This is a genomic window from Paenibacillus sp. FSL K6-3182 (assembly GCF_037976325.1).
Taxonomy (GTDB): domain Bacteria; phylum Bacillota; class Bacilli; order Paenibacillales; family Paenibacillaceae; genus Pristimantibacillus.
Genome location: NZ_CP150265.1, coordinates 3,233,865 through 3,254,338, shown reverse-complemented (window position 1 = coordinate 3,254,338; position 20,474 = coordinate 3,233,865). Strand labels below are relative to the sequence as shown.

Sequence of the window (20,474 nt, the reverse complement as noted above, 5' to 3'; positions counted from 1 at the left end):
AAACGGCTTACTTACCTATAAAATATGTCAGCCTATCCGCTTGGGTGAGCACTGTGCGCAACTTTCAATCATGCTGCCTTTTTGTATTTCTTGCGTATTCCGACGAAAAGCATAAGCAGCGGCAGCACGATTTGAAATAAAGGGGCAATCTTCAGCGTAATATCGAGTCCGATCCAAATATGGGTGGTATTATTTGGTTCGATAAACGACGCCCCATAAATAATGAGACCAATGGGCAGCACACAATATCGGTAGGCAATACCAGTGATCATATTGAACATGAATACCGATGCCATGTATAGCGCAGTCATTTTTACATAGAGACCGATAAAAAGCAGCAGTGTTACGAGCACATCAAGCCGTTCCAATATATTAGCCAGACTAATTAACTGCACAACCTCAAGCAGCGGCAGTGCTGTAAGCGAGGACAGCTCTGGCCCCAATACGCATAGCGTAATTGTATTCATTAGAATTAGAAATAGGGATACGCCAACATAAGCCTTGTAAGTGACACGTCCGATCATTTTCTTCTCGCTGACGTGCTTCCAAAAAACGAAAAAAATAACCATTTGCCCAAACGGAAATGATAACAAATCCGGAAAGGCCGCCTTCACGACAGGCCCGATCCCATGTTCCAAAATCGGCAGCAAATGCGTGATTTTCGGCAATCTGGCAATAAACAAGAGCAAAATTATAAAAGTATAGCTAAGTGCTGCGATCGGAAACAGCAGCTGCACGACACGGACAAATACTTCAACGCCCTTACTAACGGCATAAGCCGCGGTGCTAATAATAAGCAGCATAACAATCCATTTCGGCGTAAAGGTGAGCAGCGCCGTCATCGTAAGCTCCCCGACGTCCCGTACGTTGCGCATCGATTCATAAGCAAACCATAACGCGTGAAGCATCCCTACAAAGCCGCCGATCCATTTTCCGAAGTGTATAACATAAAGCTCAGCAAGCTCCGAATTCGGGGAGCGCTTCTGCACCTGGACGTACATAACGATAAGCAGCAGACCAGCAATCGCAGCAAGCGTCATCGCCAGCCAAGCATCCTGCTTCGCCTTTATGCCGAGCTCGAACAAAGGGGTGCTGCCGATTAAAAAAACGATGATCAAAATAGAAAGCTGGTTTTTACCAATCTGCTGCATAGGGTCTCCTTTCTACTTATAAGTCGTCCTTCTCCTGCGCTTTCTTAAATCCGCTTCCGCTCATGCCTGTTGAATTCAGATTCACCTTTACTTTTAGCTTTAATTCGATGTTTGGAAATTCCTCTGACCAGCTAGCAACCGTTTCTGCCCACTGCTTTGGATATTTATTGCGAATGGTACTTCCAAAGCCGATTACATCCGTTTTGTACTTGCTAACAGCGCCCCACCCTTTTTGCATAATAGCAACGATCTCGTCCTCAACCCGTTTTTGTAGCTTCACTATTTGTTTGGGATTCGTGAGATCTCCCTCGCAATTGTACTCCATCAGCGTTCCAGTAGCAGTTACGCTTACATCCATCAGCCATTTGCCGCTTGAATGTCTGGGAGTCAGCTTGGTACTCGCATGAGTAATGCGAATAGATGAAAGTTTTTGCTCGCTCTTATCCTCTGAGCATGCAAATGGAACTGTCGTTTTTTTCACATGATTTGCGAGCCACATCACGCCTTGGCTTTCTTCATTGCTGATCCAGCCTACCAGCTTGTCACCTGAAATGAGACCCAAATCAAATAATCTGACCTTGGAGGGTGTACTAGTGTAAGCGAGTTGCCCAGCATTGTCCACACTCTCATTCGTACCAGACACAACTAAGCCTGGTATGCCTGTGGCCTGCGTCGTACCAAGCAAATCCAGAAGTATTTTATGAATGGTCATTTGATGAAAGGTAGAGCTGTTCATTTCTTCATTATTGATCATGCGTTGAATGGCTGCGCCTGGAATTTTCTCAAGCGGGATCAATTGCTCCATCATTCGGCGCGCGCTCCCCTTCGACAAGAAAACATTCACCGTCTCGCGGGAATCATGATTGCGCAAATAGGTGTCTAGGAGTGGTCCCAGCCCTTTTCGCGCAGCATCCTGACCGATAATGACAATTTGAGTATGTGAGAAGTAGAGACGGCGCGACGTCTCTTGACTCGCCTTGCTGACCGCGCTTCGAATGCTTTCACCTTTCGTTGAAAAAACGTGGACCGCCGCTGTGCTTGTGCTCGCGCTCTGAGTGGAGATGGCTTGCGGAAGGACGACTTGATAGGACACCACCCATTTCCCATCCTTCCAGTCAAGGCCGGTAGCAGCAATAATCGCAATATCGTTCAGCTCTACGCGGTTCCAACAGCCGGTTGCCAGTATACAAATGAGCATCGGCAGCAGCAGCCTCCATCTTTTCATGGCAGATCCCCCCTTTCATTACGCCTTATCGGAATGACGCTGTGTCGGCGGTTTTTTTCCGTTCGGCCGCCGCTTTGGATTGCGCAGATTCAAATCTAGAGGCCGAAGCACAATCGCCCACCATGGCAGCCTTATAAAAACATCTCGCCAAGGCCCTTGTTTTGTGGGACCGGGTGCCAGCGGAGACATATATGGCACTCCGAAGGAGCGCAGTGATACCAAATGGATCAGCATTAACATCACGGAAATAAAAATGCCGAAAAACCCAAAAATACCCGCCATAATCATAAAGAGAAACCGGATAATGCGAGAGGTAGCCGCCATATTGAATTCCGGCATAACAAAATTTGAAATGGCCGTGAAGGATACGATGATGACCATACCTGCCGATACGATGCCCGCCTGAACAGCCGACTGGCCGAGTACGAGAGCGCCGACGATGGATATGGCAGGCCCAATCGCCCGCGGCATTCGCAATCCGGCTTCTCGCAGCACCTCGAATGTAATCTCCATTATCAAGGCTTCAACCAGACCTGGAAACGGAATGCCTTCTCGCTGCGCCGCTAGACTAATAAGCAGCGTTGTCGGAAGCATCTCCTGGTGAAAGGTCGTAACTGCGATATACAAGGCAGGCAGAAGAATCGATATGACGTAGGCACCGTAACGAATGATACGTACGAATGATGCAATATCATATCGTTGATAATAATCCTCTGGCGATTGGAAAAATGTAAAAAAAGTAGTCGGAGCCATTAAAGCAATTGGGGAGCCGTCGACCATAACCGCTACTCTTCCCTCAAGCAGCGCTGCTGCAACCGCATCCGGCCTCTCTGTATTTGAAAGTGTTGGAAACAGTGTGAACGTCTCATCTTGAATAAATTCTTCCACGTATCCACTCTCAAGCACACCATCTATTTCGATTGCCGCTAGTCTGCGGTAAACCTCCTTAATGATCCCTTCATCTGCTACTCCGTGCAAATACAGGACAGCCACGTTCGTATGCGTTTGCTGACCGATCTTGTGCACTTGAACATGAAGGTCAGAGGAACGAATTATGCGCCTGACCAAGCTGATGTTCGTTTGAATACTTTCTACAAAAGCATGCTGCGGACCACGAATCACGGTCTGAGTCTGAGGAATCGTAACACTGCGCTGTTCGCCGCCATTCACATCCGCCGTCAGCGCTTCCGCGCTGCCATCCGCCATAATGACACATAATCCGTCCGTCATATATTGGAGTGCATGCTCCAATGTGTTCACACTCTGCACCGAGCCGATTGAAACGACGCAGCTGCGAAGCGCTTCCAGCAGCTTGCTTCCTTTCACATGAGCATGCTGCGGAAGCCTCATCGACATTAACGGCTCCATGACACTCTCATTAATGATTTGTGAGTTCACGATTCCATCCACATAAATAATGGCAATCTCACGTTCTGGAGCCGCATCGCTGCGAAACATTCGGATTACGATATCCGTGCTGTTGCCGAAGCAATCGCGAATGGTTTTCACATTCGCATGCAGCGACGGACTAAACGTTGTTAGCCTACCTGTGTTTTGTTTGTTCATAACGGCACCCTTCGTTTCCATGTTGCTTCTATTTTGGCGCATTATGGATGTAAATATGTACTGTCCTATTTGTGATTGGTTTTCATGCTGCCCTGCGTATAGCTATTCGTACGTCTAATCGGACTGCGAAGCTGTTCTCAACCAAACCTTGTCAATAATAACCACAAATAACCTCTAGTATAAGAACGTGCGTTCTGTATATAATAAGAACAAACGTTCTTGTTATGGAGGAGATGCATCATGACAATGGAAAAATGGTTCAGCCTAGTCGGTTGTGTCGTAGATGTGATTTATATGAGCAAAAAAGGCAAGTTTACGAAACGAAGGATTCGTGTCCTATCTGTGAGAGACGGTTATGTCAGAGCCTTTTGTATAGACTCCGGCGCACAGCGCGTCTTTCTTGCGGAAAATGTATTAGCAGCAGAGCTGGTGAGCCGAAATGTCTCTTAACAAAGTCATTATGCTTGCGGATTGCCAATCGTTTTATGCATCGGTGGAGAAGGCGGAGCATCCCGAGTATCGCCATCTGCCGGTTGCTGTTGCGGGCGACCCCGAACGACGCTCCGGCATCATTCTGGCTGCTTGCCCGATCGCCAAGTCATTTGGAGTAACGACTGCTGAGCGGCTGGGAGACTCGCTGGCGAAATGCCCGGATTTAATTATCATCAAACCGCGCATGCAGCTGTATATCGATGTTTCTATGATGATTACGAGCATTTATCAATCCTATACAGACCTCGTCGAGCCTTATTCGATCGATGAGCAATTTCTCGATGTGACGGGCTCGCTGCATTTGTACGGCTCACCGGATGACCTGGCTCATCATATCCAAACCCGCATCCAAGAAGAGCTTGGAGTGTACACCCGTTTCGGTATTGCGGAGAATAAAATTTTGGCTAAGACGGCCTGTGACAACTATGCGAAAAAAAACGATGCAGGCATTTACACCCTCTCAAGAGACAATCTTGAGGATACGCTTTGGACCTTGCCCGTCTCCAAGATGTTCATGGTCGGCAGCCGGATGACGAGGCACTTCCAATCGATGGGACTGGAGACGATCGGCCAATTAGCGGCAACGCCGCTTGAGAAGCTGAAGCTGATGATGCGCCGTAAATTCGGCAAAAACTCCGATATCAACGCGGAGCTGTATTGGAACATCGCAAACGGAATTGACAAAAGTCCCGTAACGCCGGGCACACATCAGGTTGCGCCCAAGGCCATCGGGCATATGATGACGCTCCCGCGTGACTATGGGAAGCTGGAGGAGATCAAAGTTGTACTGCTTGAGCTGACCGAGCTCGTTTGCCAGCGCTGCCGAGGCAAAGGATATATGGGGCATGTCGTTTCCGTCGGATTAATGGGTGCCGATTATGATCGGCCTACAGGCTTTAGCCGTCAGATGAAGATGGACGATCCGACAAACGTCACGAATCAGGTTTATCGGGCCGCGGTAGAGCTGATGCTGCGGCATTGGGACGGTTATCCCGTAAGGAAGGTTGGCGTCAGCCTATCGCAATTTTCGCAGGATGACGAATATCAGCTTTCCCTGTTTGATCCGAACCGTGAGAAGACGATGGCGCTTGAGCGGGCGACGGACGCCTTGAAGAGGAAATATGGGGATGCCACTATTTTGAGAGCGGTGTCCATTACGGACGCGGGGCAAGCGCAGCACCGCTCTGAGAAGATCGGAGGACATTACAAATGAGAAAAAAACTTGAAGGCAACGGACTTTGGGAGTCGAGCCGGATGATGCTGCCCGAGCACAAAGTCGCAATCAATGAGCAAGAGAAGACATTGCGGCTGCGTGAACGGGTGGAGCTAGATGAGCAGGAATGGGAACATGTAGCCCGCTCCGTGACAGAATCGCTGCAGCAGCGGCAGCCCATTACGCTCCGGTTATTTCATCCGCAAGAGGAACTGACCGTCAGCGGAATCGTCGACCGCGTAGATCAGCTGAAAGGCCGCTTCATGGTCGATGGCGAATGGTTCTCTATTTACGATATTGAAGGCGCTGCAGCTTGGGAATAAGGAGTGCCCTGTTCCAATAGCTTCGCTCAAAGCAGCCTAAAGTAGAATCATCCATGAACAGGAACTGCTCAACTGGCAGGAGAGCCAACGAAGCAGTTCCTGTTTTCCTTTGATATTATTTCGTATCGCTTCTGGCCTCTTCCCTCGATCTCGTCCAGCTCCGCCAACAAGTGTCGAAGTTCAGGGGCTTCACTTATTGCCACGCTGCACCGCAAGAACAGCCAATTCGATCTTGTTAAGCATGAGCCCATATTCATTCGTAATTTCAAAAGAATGCGGCATTGGCAGCTTTTGAAAATAAGGCGAAATATCGGCAACGGACGTAAACCAATCCCCAGGCTCCGGCATTTCAAGGGGTTGATCGTTCCACGCTGCACTAAGCTCTGGGCTGTAAAGCGGCTCAGCACCAGGCTTTAACCGTGCACCCAGCAGACGCTCCTTATAAATTGGCTGTGGAGGCTGCTGACGTACACGCGTAAACATATGCGGCGCGTAGTCGGCACGCGAGCCTGTATGCTTAACCGCAGCAGCGAAGGATCTAGCTCCTTCATAGACGCGCGGTACACCGAATAACATCGCATATAAACGTTTGCCGAATTCAATTCTCTCTTCTATATTTTCAAACCGCTCCAAAATAAGACCAGAGAGCCGCAGCGCAAACGCTCCTTCCCCTTTTCCCTGGTCATTGCCATAGGGGAAAATAACCCCGTTCAGCTGAAGCAGCGATTGCAGACCAAAAAATAACGTATGCAGCACCTTCTCTCGAAAAAAGGGATGCTGTACAACACGCTGCTCGATATAATGCTGCTCATTAACGATTAATGCGATCGTGAGCGGCACCGCGTCACGATCTCGCCAGTACTGCTTCCAGACCGGCGCCATAAACGAGGATACGCCAAAAGCAGGCAGCAGATGGAACAAGCTCCTCCCCTCGCGCCTGCTCCGTTCATACAAGAGCAGCTGCGGATAAGCATCTTGAAATATCAATGCATTCGCCTGCTCCAAAAAACGAAACACAGCTAACCGCTGTTCCGAGTTCAGCAGCCATGGAAGCCACTCGCCTTGCAAGTCAGTCATATTCCAGCCGCCATTACGGGACACCATATGCGCAAGCAGCGCCCAGTGCAGCTCCGGAGTGCGGAAATACAAAATACGATAAGCTTCCGTTCTCGTCACGTTATTCCGATTGGCAGCAGCAGTCTCAGCGCGAATTCGTTCAATTAGCGCAAGCTCCTCTTCATTCCAGCTTGTCACCGCTGAAGCATCCGCAGATTCAAAATGCTTCGACCATGCATACTTCAGTTTTGCAACGGAAGAAGCTGAAAGCTGCAGTGGTATTGCTTCCGCAATCATCGCATCCGATGCGCTCATTGCCCCCCACTTGCCTACTGCATAGTCAAACGCAGCGCTGGGGAGCGCGAGCAGCTGCCCTAGCCAGTAACCGAATGTACGGCGATAAGACCGTCCCTCATGCTTTTTGTCCATTGTCAGTGCTCCTCCTATCGCGTCGTTGACTATACAAGCTTGTTGCCTAGTTTAAACCCTCTAGTATCCAGTATCAGCCACGGAGCAGTTCGTCATACTGTGTATGCAACATATGCGATTCGAGCGCACACGATGTATAATAAAAGCATTAGAAAGGAGATGACAGCCATGTGCGGAAGGTATACACTCACAGTTACGTTGGAAGAGCTGATGGTTAGGTATATGATTGAAGAAACGATGGTACCTTTTCACCGTCCGAAATATAATATAGCTCCGAGCCAGCAGGTGCTGACCATTATAAATGATGGCCAAAATAATCGGCTAGGCGAGCTGAAGTGGGGACTTGTGCCGCCATGGGCGGATGATCCGAAAATTGGTTTCCAGATGCTGAATGCTCGATCAGAGACAGCATCGAGCAAACCTGCCTTTCAAGCCCCGCTGCAGCGCAAGCGCTGCCTCATCCCTGCCGATGGTTTCTATGAATGGAAAACGACAACACAAGGCAAGCAGCCAATGCGCTTCGTACTTAAGAACCGCTCCTTATTCAGCATGGCCGGTCTGTACGAGACCTGGATTTCTCCTGAAGGGACCAAAATAAATAGCTGTACGATTCTAACAACTACGCCAAACGAGCTCGTTTCCGAGGTTCATGATCGCATGCCGGTCATTTTGCGGCCCGAGGCTGAGCAGCTGTGGCTGAACCGCGCGGTAACGGACGTTAAGATGATCACTCCACTCCTTAAGCCATACTCATCGCATGAGCTTGAAGCTTACCCTGTCTCCCTTGCAGTCGGAAGCGTCCGGAACGACGACTCTTCTTTAATCGAGCGCATTGAAGTGGACGAGCAGCTCGAGCTATGGTAGCAGCAAACCAAGCAGAACGATATTCCCATTGCCAAATAAAAAAAAAAATCGCTGACCAAAGCGGTCAGCGAAACATCCCCCACAGTTTCAGCAAATGAAACGTGTTGTTCGGGTCAATCTTTTGCGCCATAATGAAAGCAACAATCTGGTCTTCCTGTGTATCCGTAAGCTGCTCCTGCAAAATAACGGACGCCGCTTTCACAAGCCGTCTAACCTTTGGCCGGTCTTGCAAATCGTATTTGGTCACATTTCCTAGCAGGTCCCTAATCCGTTCCTTCACAGCAGGGTTTTTCATTTTGTATTTAACACGCTCGACCAGCTGAGGCTTAATCCCATAGTTTTGGTAACTCACTTCGTTGACACCTCCATCAGGCAATCCAGTCACATCGTTAAACTATATGCCGAAAGGAGGTGAATATTGCCTAGTCCAGCTGTTCCCCTTGAAAAAATTGATCCTGCTCCAGCAAGCTGCGCAATCTAACGAACGACTCATTCGTCCAAAAATCATCTCGTCCTGTTAATTCAGCAGCATCATCCCTAGCAAGCTCCAGCAGCTCATAGTCAGCGACCATGTCAGCCAAACGAAACTCAGGCAAGCCGCTTTGCTTCGTGCCAAAAAAATCGCCCGGACCACGAATCTCAAGATCCCGCTTAGACACTTCAAATCCGTCATCCGTGTCCGTCATGACCTTCATTCGCTCGCGTCCCGTTTCTGATTTCGGATCGGCTACTAATATACAATGCGATTGATGCTCTCCCCGCCCTACACGTCCTCGCAGCTGATGCAGCTGGGATAATCCGAATCGCTCCGAATCCATAATGATCATAAGTGTCGCATTAGGAACGTCGACACCTACCTCAACGACCGTCGTCGCCACAAGCACATGCGTTTCATTTGCGCCAAAAGCACCCATCACGCTTTCCTTCTCCGCAGCTGAAAGGCGTCCATGCAGCAGGCCTACCCGCAAATCTGGAAACGACTGCTGCGTTTGCACATACAGATCAATCGCATTTTGCACATCGAGCTTCTCCGACTCCTCGATCAGCGGGCAGATGATGTAAGCTTGACGCCCCTTGTTTACTTCTTTCCTTATAAAAGCGAGCACACGCTCCATCATGCTGTGCTTAACCCAATACGTCTTAATCGGCTTGCGCCCATGCGGCCGCTCGCGAATCGTCGACACGTCCATATCGCCGAATGCGGTAATCGCCATCGTTCTCGGAATCGGCGTTGCTGTCATCGTAAGCACATCAGGGTTCATCCCTTTGCGCCGCAGCACGCTCCGCTGATTGACGCCGAAACGATGCTGTTCATCCACAACGACGAGCCCAAGGCTCCGAAAAAAAACATCGTCCTGAATTAGAGCATGCGTTCCAACGACGATATCAATCATGCCCATTTGAAGCCCCGCAAGCACATCCCTGCGTTTGCGCTCTGTTACACTTCCCGTCAGAAGAGCAACCTCAATTCCGAGCTCTGCGAACATTTTTGTAAGCGAGCGCATGTGCTGATCAGCCAGTATTTCTGTTGGCACCATCAAAGCCCCTTGATGACCTGATTTCACCGCAACATACAGTGCAATAGCTGCCACAACCGTTTTGCCGGAGCCAACGTCGCCTTGAAGCAGCCGATTCATGCAGGACGGCCTTCTCATATCGACACAAATTTCATTAACGACCTTCTTCTGGGCATCTGTCAGCTCAAACGGAAGGGTTGCGGCAAATTGACGAATCGTCTCACTCTCAATCCGATGTGCGATGCCATCATTCCGTTTGCGATTAAGAGCCCGATACGCTTGGAGCTTCAACTGAAACAGAAACAGCTCCTCATATACCAATCGTTTGCGCGCCTGCAGCCCTTCCTTCGTATCATCCGGCAAATGAATGCGATGCACCGCGTCGCGTCTGGGCATCAAATGATGCTGCTCCACAAGCTCAAACGGCAAAATCTCTTCAATCATCGACCCATATTGCGTCAACGCTTGACGCACGGTCTTCCGCATCCAAGGCTGTGTGATGCTTCCGCCTACCGAATAAACCGGCTGCAGTGTTCCCGATTTAGCCGGTCCGCCGCTGCCAGGAAACTCCGAGTCCGATATCGTCATTTGCAGGCGCTGCTGTTCCCACTTGCCCGTAAGCATAATCTCACGGCCAATGACAAGCTGGTCCTGCAGAAAATGCCGATTAAACCAGACTGCCGTCACGAGCCACTGTCCAACCTCAACCTTGCATGTTAATCTTGATTTACTTTTTCCATATCGCTGCAGCATAGGAATGCCTCGGACATGTCCTAGAACGGTCACCTTCTCGCCTTCCTTTACATCGGTCAGCTCCCGAATGCGATAATCCTCATAGCGAAATGGAAAATAATCAAGTATATCCGCCACTGTTCTCACGCCAAAGGCGTGAAGCTCCAATTCCTTGGGAGCACTCACGCCTTTGATTTGCCGAACAGAAATTTGATCAAGTGTCATTTTACGATCACATCCTGTACATAAACACGGCCGATGTGCCAGGTCCCGTATGCGTGCCGATAACAGCACCTACCGTCGTCCAGTTCATTTCTTGTACATTGAACTGGGCTTTCAATAGCTCACACAAATCCTCAGCTGTGTCTTTACTGAAAGAGTAAGCCATCGTCATACCGACCGGCTCATCGCCATACGTTTGTTTCAATAATTCAATGATACGAGCCATCGCCTTCTTAGAGCCGCGCACTTTATCTACAGCTAGCACAACCCCTTCTTTGTCCAAAGATAAGATAGGCTTTATGTTGAGTATTGAACCGATCAACGCGGATGCTTTGCCAATTCGTCCGCCCTTTTGCAAATATTCCAACGTATCGACTAGAAAGTATAAATTAGTACTGCGCTCAAGCCGCTCAATCTCTTCGATAATCCGTTCTTTCGATTCGCCTGCTTGTGCCATTTCGGCAGCTCTCACAACACGTAGTCCGAACCCGTATGAAGCAGATTTAGAATCGATTATCGTAATATCCGCTTCTTGCTCGAGCATGGAATGAGCAATGACAGCCGATTGATACGTACCGCTGAGCGCGGCCGACAAATGAATAGAAATAATAGGTGAATCAGCGTCCTCCGCAATCAAGCGCTCATATACTTCTGAGAACTCGTTTGGTGATGGCTGAGATGTTGTAGGAAGAACAGATGACTGCGCAAGCTTCTCGTAGAATTGTTCGGACGTAATCGTCACCGCATCTAGAAACGTCTCCTCGCCAAACAGCACCTTAAGGGGAACTACCGATATCCCCAAGCGCTTCTTGACCTCTTCCGGAATATCAGATGTGCTATCCGTTACTATTCGGACCTTTCCCATGGCCATTTCCTCCCATTGTTAGAACGATTACATTTACTCCAAAGCAAAAACATACGGATACAGCGGTTGTCCGCCTTTTTGCAATTCAAGCTCCAGATCAGGATACTGCTCCCCGATCCATTCGCATAACGACGCCGTTTCGGTCGCTTCCGCATCCTCACCTGACAAAATCGTCAGCAAATCTCCGCCTGTATCGAGCATGTTCGCAATGAGGGATTGGCAGGCTTCGAGCAAGTTTGCTTTGGATACAACTATCGTTTTTTCTTTAATGCCGATGTAATCGCCCTCGCGAATATCCACACCTTCAATGGTCGTATCTCGCACAGCCTTTGTTACTTGTCCCGACATAACCTGCTCAGCAGCGTTTTTCATCCATGCGCTATTGCGTTCAGCCGTCTCGTCATCCTTAAAAGCAAGTACTGCTGCTAAACCTTGAGGTATCGTGCGAGTTGGGATAATCGTAACATTCCGCTCGCTAAGCTCAGCAGCTTGTTCAGCTGCCAAAATAATATTTCCGTTATTCGGTAATATATAGATATGCTCTGCTGACAGAGCCTCGATCGCCTTCACAAAATCTTCTGTGCTCGGATTCATCGTCTGACCGCCAGACAATACCGTATCCACTTCATTCTCGAGGAAAATGTTCGTAATCCCCTCGCCTAGAGCAACAGCGATAATTCCAAACGGCGCCCATTCAAATACTTGACCAGGCGGAACTCCTTGTACGGCCTGCCCTGCAAGCAGTTCTGCTGCAGAATAGTCAACAACGGCTGAATCCTCTGCCTCATGCTCAAGCAAATCACGATGCTGCTCGCGCATATTAAGAATATGAATATCGGTTAATTCTCCGTAAGGAAGCGATAGGTTCAGTACGTCTCCCGGTTTGCGAGAGTGTACATGAACTTTAATAATATCGTCTTCTGTTATGACCAATATAGAGTCTCCATCTTTCCCAAGAGCACGTTTGTAAGCGGATTCATCAAAAAACGCTCCCGCTTGTCCGCTTAGCTTGCGATTGATAAAAAATTCCATATCGTATAAAAATTCAATAGCTTCCGTCGCTAAGCGTGCTTGTGCCGAGATCGGCTCTTGCTTGCGAATTGGTGGCACGATAATAGGAACAGCCACTTCTTCAGGTGGAGCTGCTTCTGACGGCATCGAATAAGCATCAAGCTGGCCATCGATTTCTGCTAGGCTGCGTACGAAGCCCTCATAAATAAACACGAGACCTTGTCCGCCAGAATCGACTACGCCAACCTGCTTTAGTACAGGCAATAAATCAGGCGTACGCTGCAAAGCTTCATATGCCTTCTGATGCACCTCGTGCATCAACTCAGCCACGTCACTCGTTCTACGGGCGTACTGAACGGCATGCTTCGCAGCTTCCTTGGCAACGGTAAGAATCGTTCCTTCTACAGGCTTTACGACAGCTTTATAAGCGAGGTCAACACCGTATTGCAAAGCAGCGGCTATTTGCACCGTTCCCGCTTCTTCAAGACCGGCAAGCGACCTGGAGAAACCTCTGAACAGCTGTGACAAGATAACGCCGGAATTGCCCCGAGCCCCCATCAGCAGCCCCTTAGATAAGGCTTCTGTCGTTTTTCCAATGCTGCTTGACGGCTTGCTGCGCAGCTCGCGAACGCCTGAGGACATCGTTAAGTTCATGTTTGTTCCCGTGTCGCCATCCGGCACTGGGAATACATTTAATGCATTAACGTGCTCTGCGTTTCGCTGTAAATAATCCGCGCCGAGCAGTGCCATTGCGGTAAAATCAGATCCGTTTATAAAGCGCTTACTCAACGAAATTTCCCTCCCTGTTACTTAAGTACCCTGACATCCTGCACAATTATATGGACTTCTTCCACTTGTAGACCGATTACGTCGTTCAGCACATATTTTACCTTGGATTGAATGTTATGCGCTACCTCGGAAATTTTTGTTCCATAGCTTACGATGATGTAGAGATCAATATGCAATTCTTCATTTACTCGTCTAACTTCAACGCCGCGAGTCAAATTGTCTCGTCCGAGCAACTCGGCAATTCCGTCCTTTAGCTGTTTGCGTGAAGCCATCCCGACAAGTCCATAACAATCCATGGCCGCAGAGCCCGCAATAATGGCTATGCAATGGTCTGAGACATGTATGGAACCTAATTCTGTGCTTAGCTGCATTGGCATGGAAATACACTCCCTTACTGTATGTATTATGGACTAAGTATTATTGTACTATAAACGGCTCCTTTATAGAAGTCTGTTCAATAAATCCAGTTATTCTGCATGGTTGCTCGCTTTAAAAGCGATAAAGAACATCCTTGTCCTTATATTTAGGTTGAACAGAACCAATGTTTGTGATACGATATTCAAGTGTGTTTAAATGTTATTTCGCTTACGAATGAAATTTTCCTCACGCATAACGAAGCCATATTAATGGAATCCGTTTTGTTCAAGCAAGATTTAAAGGAGGTGTAGTCATGTCCCGCAAATGTTTTCTTACAGGTAAAGCACCTGGTAAAGGTAACAACGTTTCCCACGCAAACAACAAAACTCGTCGTTCTTGGGGCGTAAACGTGCAAAAGGTTCGCATTTTGGTTGATGGTAAACCGAAACGTGTTTATGTTAGCACACGCGCACTTAAAGCTGGTAAAGTTACACGCGTATAATGATGGCAATGGCCATAGACAAAAGCACCTGAGCGCTCAGGTGCTTTTTTTTTTGCTTTTCTACGATCACGGCCGAAGGGTGTCCTGCAGCATCTAGACCTAATTTTTTTGGAAGGTATTCAAAATCGCCTTTACGAACCCGCCCAAAAATTTAGGCAGTTTGATTGTATAAAATTTCATGCCTCATCCCTCCTCAGACACGCTCATCGAATTTATCCGTGACAACATTACTACGCTCATGTAAACATCCTATGCGTCGTCAGTTTGTCCTATTCCATAGTGCGTCTGAGGGGAAAGCCTATTATGCGCCCGTTATTGGCATTGGATTATCTCTTATGTATATAATAGCCGCTCCAACGACAGCAATTAGTAAATAAAATACGATCGATAGCGCGAAAAAAGCGATTCGCATTCCTAGCTTTTCAAATCTCCGGAAAAAGCGAATGCCCACGTACAATGCGAGGAGCGAGAAGAGATACCGATAAAAATCCGATATCATCGAGAATAGCGCTAGCAGCAGTCCGGCAAGAAATGTATACATCAACAGCCAGAGTGTTGTTTTCAACCGTTCATTCATCGCAGTACCTCCTAGCGCAATACCGCGATTGCCGCGGCTCGGTCTACCTCTGAGAACACGGCACTTCCTGCCACGAGCACATTAGCGCCAGCTTCACGAATGACTGCTGCCGTTGTTTGATTAACACCACCGTCAACCTGTACATGAACATCATCTAGTCCCTGCTCCTCCAGCATCGCACGAAGCTGGCGCAGCTTCACAAGCGAATAAGGAATGAACTTCTGACCCCCAAATCCAGGGTTAACCGTCATAATAAGCACGAGATCAAGATCATGCAAAATAGGCTCCAGCATAGATACAGGTGTTGCCGGATTAATTGCTACGCCCACAGGCAGCCCTTTTTCTCTTATGTAATGGACGGTTCTATGCAAATGCACGCAAGCTTCAGCATGAATAGTAATGCGGTCCGCGCCTGCTGCAATATAGTCCTCAATTGAAAGTTCCGGACGTTCAATCATCAAATGCACATCAAAAGGAAGCTTCGTCACAGGCCTGATAGCTGAAATGACCGGCGGTCCAAAAGTTAGATTGGGGACAAAATGACCGTCCATCACGTCGATGTGAATCCAATCTGCTCCTGCCGCTTCGACAGCTTGAACTTCCTCTCCTAGCCTTGCAAAGTTGGCCGATAATATGGAAGGGGCAATAATCGTCATAGTTGTTAGTACCTCCGTTTTTTCTCTCTCATCTCCGTCAAAAACAGCAAGTAGTGGTCATGCCTGCTTTTTTCTATTTTCCCGCTCTCAACCGCAGCAAGCACGGCGCAGCCTGGTTCACTTACATGCGTGCACCCACGGAATTTACAATCGGGAGACAGCTCGCGCATTTCTACAAAACAATAACCTAAATCTTCGATTCCCAGCTCCTGAAAGTCCAGCTGGCTGAAACCTGGTGTATCAGCGACTAAGCCGCCTCCAATTTCAATAAGCTCCACATGCCTCGTTGTATGCTTGCCTCGTCCAAGACGATTGCTGATTTCATTTGTCTCCAGCTTAAGACCAGGAACGATCGCATTAAGCAGTGATGACTTGCCTACGCCTGATTGTCCAGCAAATACGGCCATATGTCCTTTCAGCTTTTCTTGAAATGGAGCAATGCCTTCTCCCAAACGAGAGCTTGTCCCGAACACTTCATATCCAAGTGCTCTGTATATACGATTAACGGAGGCAGCCGCAGCTTGCGCCTCCTCCGTTTCCAAACCGTCTTTCTCTAAGTCCTGCTTGCTTAAGCATAATACTGCTGGTATGCCTGCATGCTCGATATGCACAAGGAACTTATCCAGCAATTGCAAATTGAGAGCAGGCTCTGTAACCGAAAACACAAGAATCGCAAGATCGATATTCGCAACTGGCGGTCGAATAAGCTCTGATGTACGAGGCAGCAGCTCCTCGACGGTTCCTTCACCGTTCTCCGTCAAGCTATACATCACTGCATCGCCTACAAGCGGCGTTAAGCCCTTATTCTTAAAGACGCCTCTAGCGCGGCATTGGACTGTTGCCGAGTCCGACGCCGCATTCTCCGCCCTTACGTAGTAATAACCACTGAGCGCTTTTACTATCGTGCCTTTGAGATGACCCTCTTTGCTATTATGGCTGTTGCTGCTCTTGCTGCTGCTCTTCTTCGATTGGCTCATCATTGTTTTGGGTAACCTCCGTTTGTGTCGGCGCTTCTGTTTCCTTCACTTCATTACCCGGAATAGTCAAATTGGATGAATTCGTGCCATTGACTATTTCTTTGTACGTAATTGTTTTGATATCAATAAACTGATTGTCTCGGAATACCGTTACTCTGGCTTCCGTATCCGGTGAGACAAGAACGGTAACTACGAAGGTTTCCATTCCTGTAATTTTACGTTTCTCTGATACGATATTTTCACCGCGTGCATCGGAGTATTCAATTCGAACTTCACTTGCTTTGCCTGCTTCCGCCGGTGAAATCATAATATTAAACTTATGCTCTTTCGCATCGGCTGGCGGCCCTGAGCTGACAGTGATTGTAATTTTTTCCCCTTTGGTTACTTTCTCATTAGGTTGGAATGGACTTTGGCTAATGACATGATCCTTCTCATGCAAATAACTCGAAGCATACAAAATATCAGCTTTGTCTAATGTAAGCTCGTATGCTTTGATTAAATCCTTGGCTACATCAAGCGGCTTGTTAATTAAGTTAGGCATCTCAACGGTCTCGCGGCCTTTGCTGACCACGAATTTAAATTCAACCGATTCAGGATTGTAGGCTTCACCCGGTTTTGGCGACTGCTGAATGATCGTATCTGGAGCTTCTTCACTGAAAATAGGATCTTCAATTACGATTTGATCCTCTGTTATCCCCAGTGCAATAAGCTCATCAATAGCGGTCTGCAGCGCTTTCCCAACATAATTATCAATTTCTTCCAGCTCAGGTCCATCACTCACCGTTAATTGAATTAGAGAGCCTTCTTTGACTCGCATATTCATCTTTGACTGACTTATAACCTGATCCTTCGGAATTTCCTTGTTATGCTCGCGAATGGTTGGATCTTCTATCTTAAGCCCCGCGCCCTCAATCATTTGACGCGCTTCAATTTCGGTTTTGCCTACGACAGTAGGCACGTCTACTTCTGCAACATCAAGCACCCCAAGAAGTTTGATGAAGCCAAATATAATAATCGCCAGTATGAGCAGTGTAACACCTACGACAGTAAGCGGTTTTTTCCAGCTCTTGGACTTTGGCTGCAATTCAACTTCTTTTTGCTGCTCATCATTTGCCGAGTTGACAGGCCGCGCGATCTCTTGTGTTGTTTCTGTTGGCCGAATATCGCCACGAATAGCAGGCATCACTCGCGTCTCTTCCAAATCATTAACATGTGCGAATGTAATTTTGGGTTCCTTCAACCGATCGGGACGAAGGCAGGTATCCAAATCTAGCAGCATTTCATGTGCTGAATTATAACGTTCACTTGGATTTTTACGCATCGCTTTGAGAATAACATTCTCAACGCTTTGCGGAATATGCGGATTAACGATTCGCGGCTCCTCGAAATTTTCTTGCAAATGCTTCAAAGCTACGCTGATTGGGCTCTCGCCAAGAAACGGCAGCTTAGCTGTCAGCATTTGATAGAGCACGATGCCGAGCGAATATAAGTCAGACTTTTCTCCGGTATTAATTCCTTTGGCATGCTCAGGGGAAAAATAGTGAACCGATCCGATAACCGAGCCTGTCTGTGTAATCGTGGATGAAGTAACCGCCCTTGCGATACCAAAATCCGTAACCTTTACACGACCATTTTTGCCAATTAATATATTATGCGGCTTAATATCACGATGAATAATGTGATTTTGATGCGCGTGATCAAGCGCATCTGCAATTTGCATAGCAATGCGCACCGCTTCATCTGGCTGCAACGGCGCTCGTTCTTGTATAATTTCATTCAAATTATGGCCTTCAATATATTCCATAACGATATAATGCGTATCTTCTTCTTGTCCTACATCATAAATGCTGACGACATTCGGATGAGATAGCGCAGCTGCTGACTGTGCTTCACGACGGAATCGGCGAATAAATTCTTCATCATGCACAAATTGCTGCCGCAGCACCTTCACTGCGACTTTTCTATTTAGCAGCACGTCATGCGCTTTATACACAAGCGCCATCCCGCCGCCGCCTATGCGAGTCAATATTTCATAACGTCCGCCTAAATCCTGTCCAATCATCCTTGTCACCCCTCTCGATTCGTGCCAGCTGCTTCTTGGAGAAGTACGACAGTTATATTGTCGTCCCCGCCTGCTTGCAGCGCAAGCGAAATGAGATGATCAGCTTTTGCATCCAGCTCAAGTTGATCCGTCGTGACCGTTTGCAGCATTTCCTGATCGCTCACCATATTTGATAATCCATCGCTGCACAGCAGCAGCACGTCCTGTGCGGACCATTCTACCGCTTGAACATCGATTTCAACTTGAGAATCCGTACCAACTGCGCGAGTCAGTACGTTGCGCCTTGGGTGGTGAGCAGCCTCCTCTGCGCTAAGCTGGCCAGACTTGACCAATTCATTCACAAGTGTATGATCATTCGTTAATTGTGTAATGACGCCCTCGGTAATCTTGTAAGCGCGACTGTCTCCCACATGGCCAATAATAGCGTTGTCCTGTTTCACTAAAGCGGCCACGATCGTAGTACCCATATTCCGATACTGCTCGTTCTGGGAAGCAAGCTCAAAGACAGCGTCATTCGCCTGCGAAATCGCTTGTCTTATGAGCATTTTTCCTTCTTGCAGAGACAAGTCCTCTTTAGCGGCGCTTTTCTCCAGCATGCTTCGGAAAGCGTCAACTGCTCTCTGGCTTGCAACGTCTCCAGCCTGATGGCCGCCCATGCCATCAGCTACGATGGCAAGCGTTACTCCATTATTCAGTTGACTTACCCATGATTGGTCTTCATTGACATGACGAACCCGTCCAATATCACTGCGGTTTGCCGTTAACAATCAATCATCACCTCGCCTGAGACTCCATATGTTTTGCTCTTAATTGGCCGCATGCAGCTGCAATGTCATGCCCTTGTTCCCTGCGGATCGTTACACTCACTTTATTTTTCTCAAGTACACGCTGGAATTCAAAGATGTCCTCGCGCGGAGTCCGAACATAATTGCGTTCAGGGACATGGTTTACAGGTATCAAGTTAACATGGCAAAGCATTCCTTGCAGCACGTCTGCCAGCTCCTGCGCATGCTCAGCTTGATCATTAACACCGCCGATCAAGGCGTATTCAAATGTTATTCTCCGGCCAGTCTTCGCAATATAGTTATGGCAAGCTGCCATTACATCAGCAAAAGGAAAACGACGGTTAACCGGCATTAGCTTTGAGCGAAGCGCATCATTTGGTGCATGGATCGATAGTGCCAAGTTGATTTGTGTATTCTCCTCGGCAAACTTGTACATGCTCGGCACGATGCCGCTAGTCGAAACCGTAATGTGACGCTGACCGATGTTAAGGCCTTTCTCGTGGATCATAATACGCAAGAAAGCCATCGTTGCATCATAGTTTTCGAACGGCTCTCCAGAACCCATAATAACGATGCTGGATACACGTTCTCCGGTAGCATCAAGCATCATCTGCGCTGTAACAACCTGCGCTACGATCTCGCCCGCAGTCAAGTTGCGTTTCAAGCCGCCAAGCGTCGAAGCACAAAACGTACATCCGATTCGGCAGCCGACCTGTGTAGTTACACAAATACTGTTGCCGTAGTTATGGCGCATAATAACAGTCTCAATCGCGTGGGCATCATGAAGTCCGAATAGAAACTTCACGGTTCCGTCCTTCGATTCAAACTTTGTAATCTCATTAAGCGTAATAATTTGGAAGTTCTCCTCCAGCTTATCGCGAAGGGCTTTCGATAGGTTGGACATATCTTCAAAGCTCTTTACCCGCTTCACATATAACCAATCAAACAGCTGTCCGCCGCGAAATGCCGGCTCACCATTATCTGTCATCCATTGTTGAAGCTGTTCGAGCGTGTAGTCATATATGCATGGTTTCATTTCATCACACCTGTACCTTTATAGTAGGACGGCTCATAGAAGCTGAACACCGCCATCGATTTATTTT

21 protein-coding genes are annotated in these 20,474 nt (G+C 48.0%); 5 read left to right on the top strand and 16 right to left on the bottom strand.

From position 1 onward, the window contains the following. Window positions 1-68: 68 nt before the first annotated feature. Genes MHH56_RS14020 through MHH56_RS14010 form a run of 3 tightly spaced genes read right to left on the bottom strand, consistent with a single transcriptional unit; the run spans window position 69 to window position 3,942 of the window. On the bottom strand, window positions 69-1,151 hold the full coding sequence (locus MHH56_RS14020) for a GerAB/ArcD/ProY family transporter (protein WP_339208850.1): 1,083 nt from the start codon (window positions 1,149-1,151) through the stop codon (window positions 69-71). Window positions 1,152-1,167: 16 nt separating this feature from the next. Next, window positions 1,168-2,376, bottom strand: a complete 1,209-nt coding sequence (locus MHH56_RS14015; protein WP_339208849.1) for a Ger(x)C family spore germination protein — start codon at window positions 2,374-2,376, stop codon at window positions 1,168-1,170. An 18-nt stretch (window positions 2,377-2,394) separates the two neighbouring features. Next, window positions 2,395-3,942 carry a spore germination protein gene (locus tag MHH56_RS14010; RefSeq protein ID WP_339208848.1) on the bottom strand — a complete coding sequence of 516 codons (1,548 nt, stop codon included), beginning with the start codon at window positions 3,940-3,942 and terminating at the stop codon, window positions 2,395-2,397. A gap of 240 nt (window positions 3,943-4,182) precedes the next feature. Between MHH56_RS14010 and MHH56_RS14005 the strand changes: the two genes are divergently transcribed. The 3 genes from MHH56_RS14005 to MHH56_RS13995 are packed head-to-tail and all read left to right on the top strand — an operon-like array spanning window position 4,183 to window position 5,970. After that, window positions 4,183-4,392 (top strand): hypothetical protein, encoded by a 210-nt coding sequence (locus MHH56_RS14005; RefSeq protein WP_339208847.1) that lies wholly within the window; start codon window positions 4,183-4,185, stop codon window positions 4,390-4,392. Continuing rightward, window positions 4,382-5,647, top strand: a complete 1,266-nt coding sequence (locus MHH56_RS14000; RefSeq protein ID WP_339208845.1) for a DNA polymerase IV — start codon at window positions 4,382-4,384, stop codon at window positions 5,645-5,647. The genes MHH56_RS14005 and MHH56_RS14000 overlap by 11 nt, the downstream gene beginning before the upstream one ends. Beyond that, entirely contained in the window at window positions 5,644-5,970 is a 327-nt protein-coding gene (locus MHH56_RS13995; RefSeq protein ID WP_339208844.1) for a YolD-like family protein, read from the top strand. Before MHH56_RS14000 ends, MHH56_RS13995 begins: the two co-directional genes overlap by 4 nt. A 189-nt stretch (window positions 5,971-6,159) precedes the next feature. Here MHH56_RS13995 and MHH56_RS13990 read toward each other — a convergent pair whose 3' ends face one another. Beyond that, the gene (locus MHH56_RS13990; RefSeq protein WP_339208843.1) at window positions 6,160-7,455 is read right to left on the bottom strand and encodes a DUF2515 domain-containing protein; all 1,296 of its coding nucleotides are present in this window, start codon (window positions 7,453-7,455) and stop codon (window positions 6,160-6,162) included. A 168-nt stretch (window positions 7,456-7,623) separates the two neighbouring features. On the opposite strand from MHH56_RS13990, the gene MHH56_RS13985 reads away from it, so the two are divergent. Then, entirely contained in the window at window positions 7,624-8,319 is a 696-nt protein-coding gene (locus tag MHH56_RS13985; RefSeq protein ID WP_339208842.1) for an SOS response-associated peptidase, read from the top strand. Between the two features lie 64 nt (window positions 8,320-8,383). On the opposite strand, the gene MHH56_RS13980 is transcribed toward MHH56_RS13985, so the two are convergent. The 5 genes from MHH56_RS13980 to MHH56_RS13960 form a co-directional block, all read right to left on the bottom strand. Beyond that, window positions 8,384-8,671 (bottom strand): stage VI sporulation protein F, encoded by a 288-nt coding sequence (locus MHH56_RS13980; protein WP_076268279.1) that lies wholly within the window; start codon window positions 8,669-8,671, stop codon window positions 8,384-8,386. A 70-nt stretch (window positions 8,672-8,741) separates the two neighbouring features. Then, entirely contained in the window at window positions 8,742-10,793 is a 2,052-nt protein-coding gene (gene recG, locus MHH56_RS13975) for an ATP-dependent DNA helicase RecG (RefSeq protein WP_076268278.1), read from the bottom strand. 7 nt (window positions 10,794-10,800) lie between these two features. Next, window positions 10,801-11,655, bottom strand: coding sequence for a DegV family protein (locus MHH56_RS13970; protein WP_339208841.1), 855 nt, complete (start codon window positions 11,653-11,655; stop codon window positions 10,801-10,803). Window positions 11,656-11,688: 33 nt separating this feature from the next. Beyond that, a complete protein-coding gene (locus MHH56_RS13965) occupies window positions 11,689-13,416 on the bottom strand; it encodes a DAK2 domain-containing protein (protein WP_339209594.1) in 1,728 nt (575 codons plus the stop codon). A 56-nt stretch (window positions 13,417-13,472) separates the two neighbouring features. Then, window positions 13,473-13,832: an Asp23/Gls24 family envelope stress response protein gene (locus tag MHH56_RS13960; RefSeq protein WP_076268275.1), complete on the bottom strand. Its 360-nt coding sequence runs from the start codon at window positions 13,830-13,832 to the stop codon at window positions 13,473-13,475. Between the two features lie 293 nt (window positions 13,833-14,125). Here MHH56_RS13960 and rpmB point away from each other — a divergent pair, with 293 nt between their 5' ends. Continuing rightward, window positions 14,126-14,314 (top strand): 50S ribosomal protein L28, encoded by a 189-nt coding sequence (gene rpmB, locus MHH56_RS13955; protein WP_053375639.1) that lies wholly within the window; start codon window positions 14,126-14,128, stop codon window positions 14,312-14,314. Window positions 14,315-14,413: 99 nt separating this feature from the next. On the opposite strand, the gene spoVM is transcribed toward rpmB, so the two are convergent. The 7 genes from spoVM to rlmN form a co-directional block, all read right to left on the bottom strand. Then, the gene (spoVM, locus tag MHH56_RS13950; RefSeq protein WP_010345573.1) at window positions 14,414-14,494 is read right to left on the bottom strand and encodes a stage V sporulation protein SpoVM; all 81 of its coding nucleotides are present in this window, start codon (window positions 14,492-14,494) and stop codon (window positions 14,414-14,416) included. A gap of 121 nt (window positions 14,495-14,615) precedes the next feature. After that, window positions 14,616-14,891 carry a hypothetical protein gene (locus tag MHH56_RS13945; protein ID WP_076268274.1) on the bottom strand — a complete coding sequence of 92 codons (276 nt, stop codon included), beginning with the start codon at window positions 14,889-14,891 and terminating at the stop codon, window positions 14,616-14,618. An 11-nt stretch (window positions 14,892-14,902) separates the two neighbouring features. After that, window positions 14,903-15,547: a ribulose-phosphate 3-epimerase gene (rpe, locus tag MHH56_RS13940; protein WP_339208840.1), complete on the bottom strand. Its 645-nt coding sequence runs from the start codon at window positions 15,545-15,547 to the stop codon at window positions 14,903-14,905. A gap of 5 nt (window positions 15,548-15,552) precedes the next feature. Continuing rightward, entirely contained in the window at window positions 15,553-16,527 is a 975-nt protein-coding gene (gene rsgA, locus MHH56_RS13935; RefSeq protein ID WP_339208838.1) for a ribosome small subunit-dependent GTPase A, read from the bottom strand. Further along, window positions 16,478-18,586, bottom strand: a complete 2,109-nt coding sequence (pknB, locus tag MHH56_RS13930) for a Stk1 family PASTA domain-containing Ser/Thr kinase (protein ID WP_339208837.1) — start codon at window positions 18,584-18,586, stop codon at window positions 16,478-16,480. Before pknB ends, rsgA begins: the two co-directional genes overlap by 50 nt. A gap of 5 nt (window positions 18,587-18,591) precedes the next feature. After that, a complete protein-coding gene (locus tag MHH56_RS13925) occupies window positions 18,592-19,353 on the bottom strand; it encodes a Stp1/IreP family PP2C-type Ser/Thr phosphatase (protein WP_076268271.1) in 762 nt (253 codons plus the stop codon). A gap of 7 nt (window positions 19,354-19,360) precedes the next feature. Further along, a complete protein-coding gene (gene rlmN / locus MHH56_RS13920) occupies window positions 19,361-20,407 on the bottom strand; it encodes a 23S rRNA (adenine(2503)-C(2))-methyltransferase RlmN (RefSeq protein ID WP_076268270.1) in 1,047 nt (348 codons plus the stop codon). Window positions 20,408-20,474: the final 67 nt, after the last annotated feature.